General features: G+C 61.1%; 11 protein-coding genes. 6 read left to right on the top strand and 5 right to left on the bottom strand.

The features are described 5' to 3' along the window. Positions 1-38: 38 nt before the first annotated feature. Both lolD and M0746_RS06455 read right to left on the bottom strand, forming a co-directional pair. Complete coding sequence (gene lolD, locus M0746_RS06460; RefSeq protein WP_093099885.1) at positions 39-737, bottom strand: lipoprotein-releasing ABC transporter ATP-binding protein LolD; 699 nt, start codon at positions 735-737, stop codon at positions 39-41. Beyond that, positions 730-1,980: a lipoprotein-releasing ABC transporter permease subunit gene (locus M0746_RS06455; RefSeq protein ID WP_258448542.1), complete on the bottom strand. Its 1,251-nt coding sequence runs from the start codon at positions 1,978-1,980 to the stop codon at positions 730-732. The genes lolD and M0746_RS06455 overlap by 8 nt, the downstream gene beginning before the upstream one ends. Positions 1,981-2,074: 94 nt before the next feature. Between M0746_RS06455 and M0746_RS06450 the strand changes: the two genes are divergently transcribed. Together M0746_RS06450 and M0746_RS06445 are read left to right on the top strand one after the other, a co-directional pair. Further along, positions 2,075-2,656 carry a PilZ domain-containing protein gene (locus tag M0746_RS06450; RefSeq protein WP_258448541.1) on the top strand — a complete coding sequence of 194 codons (582 nt, stop codon included), beginning with the start codon at positions 2,075-2,077 and terminating at the stop codon, positions 2,654-2,656. Positions 2,657-2,670: 14 nt separating this feature from the next. Continuing rightward, positions 2,671-3,393 (top strand): glycerophosphodiester phosphodiesterase, encoded by a 723-nt coding sequence (locus tag M0746_RS06445; RefSeq protein ID WP_258448540.1) that lies wholly within the window; start codon positions 2,671-2,673, stop codon positions 3,391-3,393. 42 nt (positions 3,394-3,435) lie between these two features. On the opposite strand, the gene sthA is transcribed toward M0746_RS06445, so the two are convergent. Both sthA and M0746_RS06435 read right to left on the bottom strand, forming a co-directional pair. Next, on the bottom strand, positions 3,436-4,830 hold the full coding sequence (gene sthA / locus M0746_RS06440; protein WP_090284726.1) for a Si-specific NAD(P)(+) transhydrogenase: 1,395 nt from the start codon (positions 4,828-4,830) through the stop codon (positions 3,436-3,438). A 201-nt stretch (positions 4,831-5,031) separates the two neighbouring features. Then, positions 5,032-6,078 (bottom strand): FAD:protein FMN transferase, encoded by a 1,047-nt coding sequence (locus tag M0746_RS06435; protein ID WP_258448539.1) that lies wholly within the window; start codon positions 6,076-6,078, stop codon positions 5,032-5,034. Positions 6,079-6,153: 75 nt separating this feature from the next. Between M0746_RS06435 and tcuC the strand changes: the two genes are divergently transcribed. Further along, a complete protein-coding gene (gene tcuC, locus M0746_RS06430) occupies positions 6,154-7,455 on the top strand; it encodes an MFS transporter (RefSeq protein WP_208940406.1) in 1,302 nt (433 codons plus the stop codon). 182 nt (positions 7,456-7,637) lie between these two features. Here tcuC and M0746_RS06425 read toward each other — a convergent pair whose 3' ends face one another. Beyond that, positions 7,638-9,101 (bottom strand): glyceraldehyde-3-phosphate dehydrogenase, encoded by a 1,464-nt coding sequence (locus M0746_RS06425; RefSeq protein ID WP_016775482.1) that lies wholly within the window; start codon positions 9,099-9,101, stop codon positions 7,638-7,640. Positions 9,102-9,455: 354 nt separating this feature from the next. On the opposite strand from M0746_RS06425, the gene mfd reads away from it, so the two are divergent. From mfd to M0746_RS06410, 3 genes are read left to right on the top strand one after another with little or no spacing between them, the layout of a single operon-like run. Beyond that, complete coding sequence (gene mfd, locus M0746_RS06420; RefSeq protein ID WP_258448538.1) at positions 9,456-12,905, top strand: transcription-repair coupling factor; 3,450 nt, start codon at positions 9,456-9,458, stop codon at positions 12,903-12,905. A 9-nt stretch (positions 12,906-12,914) separates the two neighbouring features. Beyond that, entirely contained in the window at positions 12,915-13,481 is a 567-nt protein-coding gene (locus tag M0746_RS06415) for a CsiV family protein (protein WP_208940404.1), read from the top strand. Between the two features lie 11 nt (positions 13,482-13,492). After that, positions 13,493-16,183, top strand: coding sequence for a DEAD/DEAH box helicase (locus M0746_RS06410; RefSeq protein WP_258448537.1), 2,691 nt, complete (start codon positions 13,493-13,495; stop codon positions 16,181-16,183). Positions 16,184-16,264: the final 81 nt, after the last annotated feature.

The raw sequence follows: 16,264 nt of genomic DNA, 5'->3' as shown, positions 1-16,264 counted from the left end.
AAGACCCGGCGCCGTTACGGGCGCCGGGTTTCAGCCAGTCAGATGGGGGTCAGGCAACCTTCCTGCAATTGCAGGACGCGGTCCATCTGGCGGGCCAGATTCATGTCGTGAGTCACCACCAGAAACGCCGTGCGCATCGAAGTGCTCAACTCCAGCATCAAATCCTGAATGCCTTCGGCCGTGTGCAGATCGAGGTTGCCGGTCGGCTCATCGAGCATCACCAGGCCAGGATTGTTCACCAGCGCCCGGGCGATGGCCACACGCTGGCGTTCGCCGCCGGACAGCTCGGACGGTTTGTGTTCGAGGCGATGGCCGAGGCCGACACGTTCCAGCAAGGCCGTGGCGCGCTGACGCGCTTCGGGGATCGCCGTCTTGCCGATCAACAGCGGCATGCAGACGTTTTCCAGCGCGGTGAATTCCGGCAGCAAATGGTGGAACTGGTAAACGAAACCGAGGGCGCGGTTACGCAGCAGGCCACGCTTCTTCTCGCTCAGCGCCGAGAGTTCTTCGCCGTCGAGCCAGACGCTGCCCTGGGTCGGTGTATCGAGGCCGCCAAGCAGGTTGAGCAAGGTACTTTTGCCCGAACCCGACTTGCCGACGATCGCCACCCGCTCGCCCGGATGCAACTCCAGTTGCAGGCCGGCCAGCACTTGTACCGACTCCGGGCCTTCTTCATAGGATTTGCCCAGGTTGCGGCAGCTCAGGATTGCTTGTTCACTCATGCCCGACTCACTCATAACGTAACGCCTCCGCCGGCTGGGTGCGCGCGGCACGCCAGGCGGGATACAGGGTGGCGAGGAAACTCAGGACCAACGCAGCGGCGCAGACCATGACCACGTCCTGGCTCTGCACCTGCGAAGGAAGATAATCGATGAAATACACGTCAGCATTAAGGAATTTGTGGCCGATCAGGCCTTCCAGTGCGGCAATGGCCGCGCTGACGTTGAGCGCGGCGAAAATCCCGACCACCGCGCCGATGGCCGTGCCGACCACGCCGATCACCGTGCCCTGCACCATGAACGTGCGCATGATCGTGCCCGGCGTCGCACCCAAGGTGCGCAGGATGGCGATGTCGCCCTTCTTGTCGTTGACCACCATCACCAGCGTGGAAATGATGTTGAACGCGGCGACGGCAACGATCAGCAGCAACAGCAGGCCGATCATGGCTTTTTCCATGCGGATCGCCTGATACAGATTGCCGTGGGTGCGGGTCCAGTCGCGGGCGTAATAACGGTCTTCGCCGAGTTGCTGGGCAATGTTCCAGGCCTCGCGCGGGGCCTGGAACAGGTCGTCGAACTTCAGGCGCAGGCCCTGCACCTGATCGGCTTTCCAGCGATGCATCTTCGCCAGATCCTGCAGGTTGGTCACACCCAGATAGCCGTCGAGTTCACCGGCGCCGACGTGGAAAATGCCGACTACGGTGAAGCGCTTCATGCGCGGGAACATACCGGCCGGGGTCACGCTGACTTCCGGCGCGACGAAGGTCACCTTGTCACCGATGCCCACGCCCAGCTTGGTCGCGGCCTTGTCGCCGATGACAATGCCGAAGCTGCCCGGCGTCAGGTCATCGAGTTTGCCCTGCTTCATGAAGTTGTCGATGATCGACACGTTGCGTTCGAGCGCCGGGTCGATGGCATTGAGCAGGACTTTGGAAACCTGACCGTTATTGGTCAGCAGGCCCTGCATCTGGGTGAACGGCGCTACTGCCGCCACCTGCCGATTCTGTTTCACCTTGGCGGCGAGGCTCTGCCAGTCGTTGATCGGCTCGCCGGTTTCCAGGGTGGCGTGGGGCACCATGCCCAGCACGCGGGTGCGCATTTCATGATCGAAGCCGTTCATCACCGACAGCACAACAATCATCACGACCACGCCAAGGGCGAGCCCGATCATCGAAGTCAGGGAAATGAAGGACACAAAATGATTGCGACGCTTTGCACGGGTATAACGCGTGCCGATAAATACGAAGAGAGGTCTGAACATGTCGGGGCTTGTTCGGAGGGAAAAGGAACGTCCTTGTGGCGGGGGTCGATAACCAGCTTTACACTCAGACCACCGCCGCTACCATGGGTTCGCCATGTCGACATTAGATGAAGAAGATCGCCGCGAATACTACCGTATCGAGGACATGATCGCACTGGAAATTCGGCCCCTGTCCGCTCCCGAAGCCGCAGGCCAGGAAGTGTTGCAGGATGCTTCCCCACTCTTCAACCTGCTCAGCGAACTGCACCTGAGCGAATTCGAGTCGCAGCACCTGTTGCGCCAGATCAGCGAGCGCGACCGCGCCATCGCTGCGTTCCTCAAATCACAGAACAAACGCATCGACCTGCTCAGCCAGGTGGTCGCCCTGACCGTGCTCGGCCACATCGGCGAGCCGCAACCGGTGATCATTTCCGAAGGCGGCATCGAGTTTCAGTACCCGACACCGGTCGCCACGGGCGCACACCTGTCGGTGAAACTGGTGCTGATGCCGCAGGCGCTGGGCCTGTTGCTGCGCGCCCGGGTGACGCACTGTGACCCCAAAGGCGATGGCTACGACGTCGGCACCGAGTTCGAACACTTGACCGACGCCCAGCGCCAGTTGCTCGCCCGCTATATCTTGCAAAAGCAGGCCCAGGAACGACGCCTGGCCCGCGAACAGAACGAATCAGGCATATAACTTAAGGAAGCACCGTGACCCTTATCTACGGCCACCGCGGCGCCAAGGGCGAAGCACCGGAAAATACCCTGAGCAGTTTTCAGGCCTGTCTTGCACACGGCGTGCGCCGCTGCGAACTGGATCTGCACCTGTCCAAGGACGGCGAGTTGATGGTCATTCACGACCCGACACTCAAGCGCACCACTGACCGGCGCGGCAAGGTGGTCGAGCACACCGCTGCCGAGCTGGTCACCTATGACGCGCGCAAGGGCGGGCCGGGCTGGGTCAAACCGTGCCCGATTCCGACGCTGGAAGAGCTGTTCGAGAGGTGTGATTTCGAGCATTGGCAGCTGGAAGTCAAAAGCGCTTCGCGCACCCGCGCGGCAACCACCGTGCTGGCGATTCGCGAAATGGCTCAGCGCCATGGCTTGCTCGACAAGGTGACGATCACCTCAAGCTCACGGGAAGTGCTGAAAGCGGCGCTGGATCTGGTGCCGGATGTGTCGCGTGGACTGGTGGCCGAATACGCCTGGCTCGACCCGTTGAAGGTCGCGGCGAGCTATGGCTGCGAAATTCTCGCGCTGAACTGGACGCTGTGTACGCCGGAACGCCTGCAGAAGGCGCAGCGTCAGGGCCTGCATGTGTCGGTGTGGACCGTCAACGAGCCTGCGCTGATGCGCAGACTCGCCGACTTCGGCGTTGACAGCCTGATTACAGACTTTCCCGGTTTGGCCACTGCCACCCTTGAGAATTGCTGAAATCGGTCTCCCCGGCCGGCTCAGGCCACCGGCCGGAGCCCGTCAAAAAAGCCGGTTGAGGCCGTCGTACGCCGCTACCCGATAGGCTTCGGCCATGGTCGGGTAGTTGAACGTGGTGTTGACGAAATACTTCAGCGTGTTCAGCTCGCCCGGCTGGTTCATGATCGCCTGACCGATGTGGACGATCTCCGAGGCCTGATAACCGAAGCAGTGCACGCCCAGCACTTCCAGGGTTTCGCGGTGGAAGAGGATCTTCAGCATGCCTTGCGGCTCGCCGGCGATCTGCGCCCGCGCCATGCTCTTGAAGAACGCCTTGCCGACTTCGTACGGCACCTTGGCCTGGGTCAGCTCCTGCTCGTTCTTGCCGATCGAGCTGATCTCCGGAATGGTGTAGATGCCGGTCGGCACGTCGTTGACGAAGCGCCAGCTGCCGTTGTCGACGATGCTGCCAGCGGCCGAGCGACCCTGGTCGTGGGCGGCACTGGCCAGGCTCGGCCAGCCGATCACGTCGCCGGCACCGTAGATGTTCTCCACGCAAGTGCGGTAGTTCTGGTCGACTTCGATCTGGCCACGGCTGTTGACCTTGACGCCGATGTTTTCCAGACCCAACTGATCGGTGTTGCCCGTACGGCCGTTGCACCAGAGCAAGGCGTCGGCCTTGATCTTCTTGCCGGACTTGAGGTGCAGGATCACGCCGTTGTCGACGCCTTCAACGCGGTCGTAGTCCTCGTTGTGGCGCACGGTGATGTTGTTGTTGCTGAAGTGGTAGCTCAACGCCTGGGAGATTTCCGAGTCGAGGAAGCTCAGCAATTGCCCGCGGTTGTCGACCAATTCCACCAGCACACCCAGACCACTGAAGATCGAAGCGTATTCGCAGCCGATCACGCCAGCGCCGTAAACGATCAGTTTGCGCGGGGTGTGGCCGAGGCTGAGGATGGTGTCGCTATCGTAGATACGCGGGTGGTGGAAATCGATGTCCGCCGGGCGATACGGACGCGAGCCGGTGGCGATGATGATGTGCTTGGCCACCAGTTTTTCTACCACGCCATTGCCGCAGACCACTTCGATGGTCTGCTCATCGGCGAAGCTGCCGGTGCCGAAGAACACGTCGACACGGTTACGGGCGTAGTAGCCGGTGCGCGAGGCGACTTGCTTGGAAATGACTTTTTCGGCGCTTTTCAACACATCCGGGAAGGAGAACCAGCGTGGCTCGCCGATCGCGCGGAACATCGGGTTGGTGTTGAACTGCATGATCTGCCGCACCGAGTGACGCAGTGCCTTGGACGGGATGGTGCCGAGGTGGGTGCAGTTGCCGCCGACCTGGCGACGGCTGTCGACCATCGCGACCTTGCGCCCCGCTTTGGCGGCGTTCATTGCCGCGCCTTCTCCCGCCGGGCCGGAACCCAGTACCACCACGTCGTAGTTGTAGACAGCCATGCGTACTCCTCAGAACAGGCCGCGGTGCCAGCAGCACCGGCGGCTAAATCACGCCGAACGGCGGCGCGAAGGAACAATTGGGGGCCAGTACAGAACCCGGACACAGTCTATAGAAGCGTCAACGCCGCGCACATTAACCCTTGGTCGCGTCGTAGGCTACTTTTGCCTGCACTACAACGCCAGCTTTCGTCTTGTCTTCAGTCAGTTTTTTTCGCCGACGAACTGAGCAAATGCCTGACTGCTGCGAGTGACGAAACCTGTATCGGCACGCAAGACAAAGAATGCAGCAATGTCATGCTTTTGGGCATAGTCCCGCGCCCTTTGCGGGCCGAGAATCAGCAACAGCGTCGATAGTCCATCGGCCATCAACGCTGAAGGATGAATCACCGTGACGGACGCCAGGTCGTGTAGGACGGGCGCCCCGCTGCGGGCATCAAAGGTGTGGGAATAGCGCCGGCCGTCTTGCAGAAAATAGTTACGGTAGTCGCCAGAGGTCGAGACCGCGTACCCGTCGATAGCAATGACGAGCTCAGCGACCTGCTGATCATCGCGGGGTGCTTCCAGCGCAATGCGCCAGGGCGAACCGTCGGCTTTTCTGCCTTGCGCCTTCAGCTCGCCCGTGGCTTCGGCCAGATAATTGTCAATGCCCAGCGCTTGCAGCCTGGCGGCGATGGTATCCACCGCATAACCGGCGGCGAGGCTGTTGAAGTCGACTTCGACGGCCGCGTCCTTGCACAACCGCTCGCCGTCGATGCGCAGATGTTGGTGGCCGACTCGCTGCATCACCTCGGCGACCGCAGCGCTGGCGGGGATCTTTTCCTGCCGGCCTTGCGGACCGAAGCCCCACAGATTCAGCAATGGCTCGACGGTGAGGTCGTAGGAACCTTCGCTTTCAACCGCAAGCTTTTCGCCGACCCGGATCAATTCGAGCACCGACGCCGGCATGGTCCGACAAGTGTTGGCCGGCAAAGCGTTGAAATGCTCAATGTCCGAATCAGCGCGGTAAGTCGACAACAGACGGTCGACTTCGCCGAGGATCCCTTCCACTTCGCGACGAACTTGTGCGGGGTCGGCAAGCCCGGCGTGGCGCACATATTTGACCGACCACGTGCTGCCCATGGTCGCGCCGCCGACCGCCTCCAGGGTGTCGCCATTGCCGCAGCCGGCCAACACCGCCGCCAACATCACAAGCCCCGCCCAGCGTCCAGTTAACAAATCTTCATCTCTGCACAAAACCATGGCGGCCATTATGAACTACAGCGCCCGCGCGCTCCTGCCGGGCGGCACGCCTTTTTATAAAATTGAAACAGTGAGTAACCGACCATGTCCACCACCCCGGGCACCGGCAAAGCGATCTTTCGCGTTGTCAGCGGCAACTTCCTCGAGATGTTCGACTTCATGGTCTACGGCTTTTATGCCACGGCCATTGCCAAGACCTTCTTTCCCACCGACAGCGCCTTCGCGTCGCTGATGCTATCGCTGGCGACCTTCGGCGCCGGTTTCCTGATGCGCCCGCTCGGGGCGATTTTCCTCGGCGCCTATATCGACCGTCACGGTCGGCGCAAAGGCCTGATCATTACTCTGGCAATGATGGCCGCCGGTACGGTACTGATCGCCTGCGTGCCGGGTTATGCAACGCTCGGCGTTGCCGCACCGCTGCTGGTGCTGTTCGGCCGTTTGCTGCAAGGCTTCTCGGCGGGCGTCGAGCTGGGCGGTGTTTCGGTGTATCTGGCGGAAATTTCCACGCCGGGGCGCAAAGGTTTCTTCGTCAGTTGGCAGTCCGCCAGCCAGCAAGCGGCAGTGGTCTTTGCCGGACTGCTCGGCGTCGGCCTCAACCATTGGCTGAGCCCCGAGCAGATGGGCGACTGGGGCTGGCGCGTGCCGTTCCTGATCGGCTGCATGATCGTCCCGGTGATCTTCGTCATTCGCCGTTCGCTGGAGGAAACACCCGAGTTCCAGGCCAGAAAACACCGCCCTACCCTGCGCGAAATTGTTCGCTCGATCGGGCAGAACTTTGGCATCGTCATCGCTGGTATGGCGCTGGTGGTGATGACCACGGTGTCGTTCTACCTGATCACCGCCTACACGCCGACCTTCGGCAAGGCCGAACTGCACCTGTCCGATCTCGATGCGTTGCTGGTGACGGTGTGCATCGGCTTGTCGAACTTCTTCTGGCTGCCGGTGATGGGCTCGGTGTCCGACCGGATCGGGCGCAAGCCGCTGCTGCTGGCGGCGACGATTCTGGCGATTCTCACCGCTTACCCGGCGCTGTCGTGGCTGGTGGCGAATCCGAGTTTCAGCCATTTGCTGATCGTCGAATTGTGGCTGTCGTTCCTGTACGGCTCGTACAACGGCGCGATGGTCGTGGCACTGACCGAAATCATGCCGGTGGAAGTGCGCACCACCGGGTTCTCGCTGGCCTACAGCCTGGCGACTGCGACGTTCGGCGGTTTCACCCCGGCGGCGTGTACTTATCTGATTCATGTGCTCGACAACAAGGCTGCCCCGGGGATCTGGCTCAGTGGCGCGGCGGTGTTGGGGTTGATTGCGACGCTGGTGTTGTTCCGTGGTAACCGGCATGAACTGCGTACGGCGCAGGCAGCCATCCCAGACGGCGCCCGATAGGACGCCATCGCACCATCGTGATCGTTCCCACGCTCTGCGTGGGAATGCCTCAAGGGACGCTCCGCGTTCCAATGGGACGCAAAGCGTCCCGGGCTGCATTCCCACGCAGAGCGTGGGAACGATCACGCCACAAACAAAAACGCCCCGACACAAGTCGGGGCGTTTTCATTGACCGCTAAGGCTTAGCGCGGGAATGCAGGCGGATTTACATCAGCCATGTCTTCCATCACGCGAACCACCTGGCAGCTGTAGCCGAACTCGTTGTCGTACCAGACGTACAGTACAACGCGGTTGTCCTGAACGATGGTCGCTTCGGCGTCGACCACACCGGCGTGGCGCGAGCCAACGAAGTCGGTGGACACCACTTCCTGCGAATTGACGAAGTCGATCTGCTTGTGCAGCTCGGAGTGCAGCGCCATGTAGCGCAGGTACTCGTTCATTTCTTCACGGGTGGCGGCTTTCTCAAGGTTGAGGTTGAGAATGGCCATCGACACGTTTGGCGTCGGAACGCGGATCGCGTTACCGGTCAGCTTGCCGGCCAGCTCAGGCAGGGCCTTGGCAGCAGCGGTGGCAGCACCGGTCTCGGTGATCACCATGTTCAGCGCGGCGCTGCGGCCACGGCGATCGCCCTTGTGGAAGTTGTCGATCAGGTTCTGGTCGTTGGTGTACGAGTGAACGGTTTCGACGTGACCATTGATGATGCCGAACTTGTCATTCACCGCTTTGAGCACCGGCACGATGGCGTTGGTGGTGCAGGAAGCAGCGGAGACGATCTTGTCATCAGCGGTGATTTCACCGTGGTTGATGCCGTGCACGATGTTCTTCAGCTTGCCTTTGCCAGGCGCAGTCAGCACAACGCGGTCGATACCCGGGCACGCCAGGTGCTGACCGAGGCCATCGGCGTCACGCCATACACCGGTGTTGTCCACCAGCAGCGCGTCTTTGATGCCGTACTGGGTGTAATCCACCTCGGTCGGGTTCTTCGCGTAGATCACCTGGATCAGGTTACCGTTGGCGGTGATGGTGTTGTTTTCTTCGTCGATGGTAATGGTGCCGTTGAACGAACCGTGTACCGAATCGCGACGCAGCAGGCTGGCGCGTTTGGTCAGGTCGTTTTCGGCGCCTTTACGCACGACGATGGCGCGCAGACGCAGGCCGTCGCCACCACCGGTTTTTTCGATCAGGATGCGCGCCAGCAGGCGGCCGATACGACCGAAGCCGTACAGCACGACATCGGTACCTTTACGTGCGGAAGCGTTCTGCTGACCAACCACGTCAGCCATTTCTTCGCGAACGAACTGCTCGGCGCTGCGGCCATTGCCTTCGTTACGGAATTTGAACGCCAGCTTGCCCAGATCCACCGAAGCCGCGCCGAGCTTGAGCTCGCTCATGGCTTTGAGCAGCGGGAATGTTTCGTGGACGGAGAGTTCGCTGTCGTCGGAAGAACGGTGGCGAGCAAAGCGGTGGGCTTTGAGAATCGCGATGACAGACTGGTTGATCAGACTGCGGCCATAGATCGAGCTCACCACGTTGTTATTGCGGTAGAGCTGACCGATAAGCGGAATCATCGCTTCTGCGAGTGCTTCACGGTCGATCCATTCACCAAGACACTGGTCGGGCTTCTGAGTCACGGTAACCTTCCACATGTAGGGGCAGAAAAAAGGGGCTACATTATGCCGCCGACAACCTGCCGTAGCAATGCGCGCTGGTCGCGCAATCGGTAACAAATTTCCGTTCAAAAAAATTACGCCCCGCGCCAGCCCAGTAAATCCGCGGCCTGCAGCGCAGTCAATTTTTCGACGAGTGTTAGACGATGTCTGTAACCCTCCGTAACACCACCCGGTTTCGGCACTACATAACCCTCTAAAAACGGCTCGTTTTTATGGTTACCACTACATTTCGTCAAAACAGCGAAGATAGACGTAGTCTGCAACTGACAGCCGGCACCCGACGCCGCTACAATTACCGACTTTGTCGCAAAGCCTGGAGCTCAACCTTCCGTGCCTGTTCTGCGTCTACCGCTACTCCCTGCCGAGGCAGGCAAACAGCACTGGGGCAATCTGCCCGGTGCTGCCCTCAGTCTGGCGATTGCCGAGGCTGCCAGCGCTGCCAAGCGCTTCACCCTGCTACTGACCGCCGACAGCCAGAGCGCTGAACGACTGGAACAGGAGCTGAGTTTCTTCGCCCCGGATTTGCCCGTTCTGCATTTCCCCGACTGGGAAACCCTGCCCTACGACCTGTTCTCGCCGCACCAGGACATCATTTCCCAGCGCATCGCCAGCTTGTACAGGCTGCCGGAACTGGCGCATGGCGTGCTGGTGGTGCCGATCACCACGGCCTTGCATCGTCTGGCGCCGACCCGATTCCTGCTCGGCAGCAGTCTGGTGCTGGATATCGGCCAGAAGCTCGACGTCGAGCAGATGCGCGCGCGGCTCGAAGCCAGCGGCTATCGCTACGTCGACACGGTGTATGAGCACGGCGAATTCACCGTGCGTGGCGCACTGATCGATCTGTTCCCGATGGGCAGCAAACTGCCCTATCGCATCGATCTGTTCGACGACGAAATCGAAACCCTGCGCACCTTCGATCCGGAAACCCAGCGTTCGATCGACAAGGTCGAGTCGGTCAAGCTGCTGCCGGCGCGGGAATTCCCGTTGCAGAAAGATGCGGTCACCCGCTTCAAGGCGCGTTTCCGTGAGCGCTTTGACGTCGACTTCCGCCGCTGCCCGATCTTTCAGGACCTGAGCAGCGGCATCACCCCGGCCGGTATCGAGTACTACCTGCCGCTGTTCTTTGACGAAACCTCGACGCTGTTCGATTACCTGCCACAGGACACGCAAGTGTTTTCGCTGCCGGGTATCGAGCAAGCGGCGGAGAATTTCTGGAACGACGTGCGCAACCGTTATGAAGAGCGCCGCGTCGACCCTTCGCGTCCTTTATTGCCACCGGCCGAACTGTTCCTGCCGGTCGAAGACTGCTTCGCCCGTCTGAAGAACTGGCCACGCGTGGTGGCCAGTCAGCAGGACGTGGAAACCGGCGTCGGCCGCGAACGTTTCCCGGCGCACGCGCTACCGGATCTGGCGATCGAAGGCAAAGCCACGCAACCGCTGGCCGCGCTCGCCGCATTTCTCGACGAGTTCCCCGGGCGCGTGCTGTTCACCGCCGAATCCGCGGGCCGTCGCGAAGTGTTGCTGGAGTTGCTCGAACGCCTGAAGCTGCGGCCGAAAACCGTCGACAGCTGGCCGGATTTCGTTGCAAGCAAGGATCGTCTGGCGATCACCATCGCGCCACTTGATGAAGGCATGGCGCTCGACGACCCGGCGCTGGCGCTGGTCGCGGAAAGTCCGCTGTTCGGTCAGCGCGTCATGCAGCGCCGCCGTCGCGAGAAACGCAGTGATGTCAGCAACGACGCGGTGATCAAGAACCTCACCGAACTGCGCGAAGGCGCGCCGGTGGTGCACATCGACCACGGCGTCGGCCGCTATCTGGGCCTGACGATCCTGGAAATCGACAATCAGGCTGCCGAATTCCTCACCCTGGAATACGCCGAGAACGCCAAGCTCTATGTGCCGGTGGCCAACCTGCACCTGATCGCGCGTTATACCGGCAGCGACGACTCGCTGGCGCCGCTGCATCGCCTCGGCTCGGAAACCTGGCAGAAAGCCAAGCGCAAAGCCGCCGAACAGGTGCGTGACGTCGCCGCCGAACTGCTCGACATCTATGCACGTCGTGCCGCCCGAGAAGGCTATGCGTTCGCCGACCCGAAAGCCGATTACGCGACGTTCAGCGCCGGTTTCCCGTTCGAAGAAACCCCCGATCAGCAATCGACCATCGAAGCGGTGCGCGAAGACATGCTCGCGCCGAAACCGATGGACCGCCTGGTCTGCGGCGACGTCGGCTTCGGCAAGACCGAAGTGGCGATGCGCGCGGCGTTCATTGCCGTGCACGGCGGTCGGCAGGTGGCGATTCTGGTGCCGACCACCCTCCTCGCCCAGCAGCACTACAACAGCTTCCGCGACCGCTTCGCCGACTGGCCGGTGACCGTTGAAGTGATGAGCCGCTTCAAGTCGGCCAAGGAAGTCAACGCGGCGATCGCCGATCTGGCCGAAGGCAAGATCGACATCGTCATCGGCACGCACAAGCTGCTGTCGGACGATGTGAAGATCAAGAACCTCGGGCTGGTGATCATCGACGAAGAACACCGTTTCGGGGTGCGCCAGAAAGAACAGCTCAAGGCCCTGCGCAGCGAAGTCGACATCCTGACCCTGACCGCGACGCCGATTCCGCGCACGCTGAACATGGCGGTGTCAGGCATGCGCGACCTGTCGATCATCGCCACGCCGCCGGCGCGACGCCTGTCGGTGCGCACCTTCGTCATGGAGCAGAACAAGAGCACGGTCAAGGAAGCCCTGCTGCGTGAGCTGCTGCGTGGCGGTCAGGTGTATTACCTGCACAACGATGTGAAGACCATCGAGAAATGCGCCGCCGACCTCGCCGAACTGGTGCCTGAAGCCCGCATCGGCATCGGCCACGGGCAGATGCGCGAGCGCGAACTCGAACAGGTGATGAGCGATTTCTATCACAAGCGTTTCAACGTGCTGATCGCCTCGACCATCATCGAGACCGGCATCGACGTGCCGAGCGCCAACACCATCATCATCGAGCGCGCCGACAAGTTCGGCCTGGCGCAACTGCACCAATTGCGGGGCCGAGTCGGCCGCAGTCACCACCAGGCGTATGCCTACCTACTGACCCCGCCGCGCCAGCAAATCACTTCGGACGCGGAAAAGCGCCTGGAAGCGATCGCCAACACTCAGGACCTCGGCGCCGGCTTCGTGCTGGCCACCAACGACCTGGAAATCCGCGGCGCCGGCGAATTGCTCGGCGATGGCCAGAGCGGGCAGATTCAGGCCGTGGGTTTCACCCTGTACATGGAAATGCTCGAGCGCGCGGTGAAATCGATTCGCAAGGGCGAGCAGCCCAACCTCGATCAACCGCTTGGTGGCGGCCCGGAGGTCAATCTGCGCGTACCGGCGCTGATTCCGGAAGACTATCTGCCGGATGTGCACGCTCGTCTGATTCTGTATAAACGCATCGCCTCCGCCACCGATGAGGAAGGCCTGAAAGATCTGCAGGTCGAGATGATCGACCGTTTCGGCCTGCTGCCGGAGCCGACCAAGAATCTGGTGCGCATCACCGCACTGAAATTGCAGGCGGAAAAGCTTGGCATCAAGAAAGTCGACGGCGGCCCGCAAGGCGGCCGCATCGAGTTCGAGGCACAGACGCCGGTCGACCCGATGACCCTGATCAAACTGATCCAGACGCAGCCCAAACGCTACAAATTCGAAGGCGCGACGATGTTCAAGTTCCAGGTGCCGATGGAACGCCCGGAAGAGCGCTTTAATACTGTAGAGGCGCTGTTTGAGCGCCTCCTCCCGAAAACTGTTTAAGGACGCCCAATGCGCCTGTTTCGCTCGCTGACTTTGCTGCTGACTTTGGTAGCCCCTGCGGCATTTGCCGATGACACCTATCAGGTCGAAATGATTCTGGTGCGCCAGAATGCCGTACCCGCCATCGTCAGCCGCGCCGCGCCGGAAGACTGGGCCGCCGGCGCACAGCGTTTGAGCGATGACAGCCAACGCACGCCAGCGTTGAACGACGTGGTCAGCAAGCTCGGCGCCAGCGGCGATTACACCGTGCTGATGCACAAGGCCTGGCAGCAGACGCTGGGTGAAGCGCCGGCCAAGGTCGCGGTCAGCGATGGCAAGGAACAATTCGGGCAGTTCCCGATCGAGGGCACGCTGGAGATGAAACTCGGCCGCTTCACCGATGTGAGCGCTGATTTCTGGGTCAATCAGATCGATGCCAATGGCCTGGTCACGGCCAGTGAGCGCTTGAAACAGGACAGCCACACCAAGAACGGCCAACTCAACTATCTCGACAATGGCCACCTGGCCCTGCTGATCAAGATCACGTCCCTGACCGCGCCTGCACCCCGGCAAGCGCCTGAAGCCATTCCGGACTGATCGAAGTCCTTATGCCCCCGCCTCTGAGTAAACCGCTGGCGCCCTCGTGGGTCAGCCGGTTCAAGGAACAAAGCCTGGAGCGCGGTCGTCGCTACGCCCTGGAGAACCGCGTGCGCATCGCTCAGGTCGGCGATGCGACCATCACCGCCAGTTGCGAAGGCTCTGGCGGTAGCGTCTACCGTCAGACCATTCACTTGCGCGAGTCGGCCAAAGGTACCTTGTTGCTGGTCGACGCCGGTTGCACCTGCCCTGTTCGCAACAACTGCAAACATTGTGCGGCGGTGCTGCTGAAGGTGCAGGAAACCCTCGACTACCCCGCCGCCGCCAAAGACGCCGAGTTGCTGGAAAAGCTCCAGGCCGTGCTGGAAAACCGCGGCCCGAAGGCTCCGCCGCAGGTGCTGGTCGACAACGTGCAACCGTTGCCACGCCTGTGGCTGGCCAGCGTCGAGTTCAGCGCCTTTGAGCCACGCAACGGGCGGATGCAGCGCTATATCCAGCACCGCGCGGCGCTGTCGTTCAGCTATCTGGACGAGTACGTCAGCGGGCAGAAAAACAGCGACATCCTGATTCGCCAGGACACCCAGACCCTGCGCGTCAAACGCCACCCGGACGTCGAGCAGTCCTATCGCGAGCACTTGCGCATCCTCGGCTTTCGCATCGCCACAAGGCAGAGCAAAGCCCTGCCGGAAAGCGCCGGCGAACTGTATGAAATGGTCAACGACAGTGCCTGGCTGACCTTCACCCTCAACGACCTGCCGAAGTTGCGCAGTCAGGGCTGGGAACTGCAGATCGATGAGGAATTCGGCTTCGATCTGACCGCCGTGGATGACTGGTACGCCACCGTCGAGCAGGCGCCGGAGCGCGACTGGTTCGATCTGGAACTGGGCATCATCGTCAACGGCGAACGCCTGAGCCTGCTGCCGATTTTGCTCAACCTGATGCGCTCGCACGCGGAAATCCTCAACCCGGAACGTCTGGCCCGCCGTCGCGATGACGAGCTGATTCTGGTCAACATCCCACAACGCAACAGCGAGCACGGGCCGCTGCAAGTAGCGCTGCCGCTCGGCCGTTTGAAGCCGGTGTTGATGACGTTGGGCGAGTTTTATTTACAGGAGCCGGGCGAAACCACCCTGCGCCTGAGCAAGGCCGATGCCACGCGCCTCAATTCGCTGGAAGGCATTCCACTGCTGTGGGAAGGCGGCGAGCAGATCCGCACCTTCGCCCAGCGTTTGCGCGACATCCGCGACTTCAGTGCTGAAGCGCCAGAGGGTCTGAACGCAACCTTGCGCCCCTATCAGCTCGAAGGCTTGAGCTGGATGCAATCGCTGCGGCAACTGGAAGTCGGCGGCATTCTCGCGGATGACATGGGCCTGGGCAAAACCCTACAGACCCTGGCGCATATTCTCAGCGAGAAAAACGCCGGGCGCCTTGATCGGCCGTGCATGGTGGTGATGCCGACCAGCCTGATTCCCAACTGGCTCGACGAAGCCGCGCACTTCACGCCGCAATTGAAGGTGGTCGCACTGTACGGTGCCACTCGCAAAAAGCACTTTGATCACCTCGCAGATTTCGATCTGATCCTCACCACCTATGCGCTGCTACCCAAGGACGTCGAACGTCTGGCGAAACAGCCGCTGCACATACTGGTGCTGGATGAGGCGCAATACATCAAGAACCCCAACAGCAAAGCCGCACAGGCCGCCCGCGAGCTGAACGCACGCCAACGCCTGTGCCTGAGCGGCACGCCGCTGGAAAACCACCTCGGCGAACTGTGGTCACTGTTCCACTTTTTGCTGCCGGGCTGGCTCGGGGACGTGAAAAGCTTCAACGCCGATTACCGCGTGCCGATTGAAAAGCGCGGCAGTGAAGTCAGGCTTCAGCACCTCAACGGCCGGATCAAACCGTTTCTGCTGCGCCGCACCAAAGAGCAGGTGGCGACAGAGTTGCCGCCGAAAACCGAGATCATCCACTGGGTCGATCTCAACGAAGCGCAACGCGATGTTTATGAAACCATGCGCCTGGCCATGGACAAGAAAGTCCGCGACGAGATCACCCGTAAAGGTGTGGCGCGCAGCCAGATCATCATTCTTGAAGCGCTGCTCAAGCTGCGTCAGGTCTGCTGCGATCTGCGCCTGGTCAACGACGCCACCCTGCCTGCCCGTGGCAGCACCTCGGGCAAGCTCGACAGCCTGATGGAAATGCTCGAAGAGCTGTTTGAGGAAGGTCGGCGCATTCTGCTGTTCTCGCAGTTCACCTCGATGCTGGCGTTGATCGAAGACGAACTGAAAAAACGCAAGATCGCCTACGCACTACTGACCGGGCAGACCCGTGATCGGCGCACGCCAGTGAAGGAATTCCAGAGCGGCAAGCGTCAGATCTTTCTGATCAGTCTGAAGGCTGGCGGTGTGGGGCTGAACCTGACCGAGGCGGACACGGTGATCCACTATGACCCGTGGTGGAACCCGGCGACCGAAAATCAGGCGACAGACCGGGCGTACCGGATTGGCCAGGAAAAACCGGTCTTCGTGTACAAGATGATTGCTCGCGGCACTGTGGAAGAGAAAATTCAGCACCTGCAAAAGGAAAAATCCGACCTCGCCGCGGGCGTGCTGGATGGGCGCAAGGCCGGGGACTGGAAATTGCAGAGCGATGATATTGAAGCGTTGTTTGCGCCGTTGCCGGACAAGCTTGAGAAGCGTTGAAATTCGCGTCGCTGGTTAGATAGCTATCGCTGGCAAGCCAGCTCCCACAGGGTTATGAGCTGTACACAAAATTGTGATTCA

It is taken from the genome of Pseudomonas sp. S11P7 (assembly GCF_023195435.1).
Classification (GTDB): Bacteria; Pseudomonadota; Gammaproteobacteria; order Pseudomonadales; family Pseudomonadaceae; genus Aquipseudomonas; species Aquipseudomonas fluorescens_G.
The sequence above is the reverse complement of the archived record's forward strand: the minus strand, read 5'-3'. Positions and strand labels throughout refer to the sequence as shown.